Origin of the sequence: Chryseobacterium soli, assembly GCF_000737705.1 — a bacterium.
Classification (GTDB): Bacteria; Bacteroidota; Bacteroidia; order Flavobacteriales; family Weeksellaceae; genus Chryseobacterium; species Chryseobacterium soli.
In genome coordinates this window covers 1-1,210 of the sequence record NZ_JPRH01000026.1, presented here as the reverse complement: position 1 = coordinate 1,210, position 1,210 = coordinate 1, and the positions used below count along the sequence as shown (strand labels likewise).

Genomic DNA, 1,210 nt, shown 5'->3' with positions numbered 1-1,210 from the left:
TTAAGGGACTGCAAAGATACAAACTTTTTTAAATTATCAAAATTAAATTCCGATTATTTTTTAGTTCATTCCTTATATCAATTACTGTCTCTGCGCTACCTACTATCTCTCGTTTTCAGTGGGGCAAAGATAGAAACTTTAACCCTCACTACCAACTTTATTTAACATAAAGTTTACTTTTAATTCACACAACACACTAACTCCCTCAATAGCAGGTTGTAAAATTTAAACATTTATTTAAGGTTGAGGAGGGTAAGATAGGGTTGAAAAGAATTTCAGAGTAAAATGTACTGGGAATGGCAGGAAGCAAGGGATAATTTTGTGGGATAATTAGGGAAGTATTGGTAGTTTTTCTGTAAATATTTTTGAAAAATTTTAAAAGTGAGGATTCTATGGTTTAATTAATGGGGTAAAGCTTACTGATCATGATAAAAATTAGGGTAAGAATATTGATCGGGATAAAATAGATGTAGGAATATTGGTAGAGAATGACTTTTACGCAAAGATGGTTAAGATATTGTTTTATTAAAAGGGAGCAAAGAAGCAAATCAATTGTATTGATTCTAAGATGCAGGCTGTATAAGCGACTTCGTCGCTATTCTATTTTATTCTATTCTATTCTATTCTACTTGATCTTACAAAATAGATCTTAATTCTTTCTTTTATTATTTACTAAGTTTTCAATATCTATAAGGTAGGCTAGTCTTTTAAATGTAAATGATCTTTAAATATCGTAATTAAATAAAATAACAAAGATCCTTTCAGATCATTCTGAAAATATAGAATCTTATCTTGATTATATTTCTCAACAGGAATAACAATATTTTGAGACCTGTTATATGATTGATTTTAATTTTTGAATGGGATCTGTATTTCGGCTAAAGCCAGTGGATATTTTTGTGGATTATTCATTGATGCGGCCGGGCTAAAGCCCGCCCCTATTGAATATTTACCAGGGATAGAATATGGATAAGGCAGCTTAAAGGATAACTGATACTATTACTTAAATTGCTAGATTGTTAGATTCATTGAGGTATATGCAAAAAAAAAGTCTCATACAACTAAATGTATGAGACTTTTAATAAAAACTGGCGGCGTCCTACTCTCCCGCTTTCGCAGTACCATCGGCGCTGGCAGGCTTAACTTCTGTGTTCGGAATGGGAACAGGTGAGCCCTGCCGCTAAAACCACCCTAAATAAGGTATATGATG

At 32.3% G+C, this 1,210-nt stretch carries 1 rRNA gene; it reads right to left on the bottom strand.

What is annotated here, in order from left to right:
• Window positions 1-1,086: 1,086 nt before the first annotated feature.
• Window positions 1,087-1,194: ribosomal RNA gene (gene rrf / locus IW15_RS21815) — 5S ribosomal RNA — on the bottom strand.
• Window positions 1,195-1,210 lie beyond the last annotated feature (16 nt).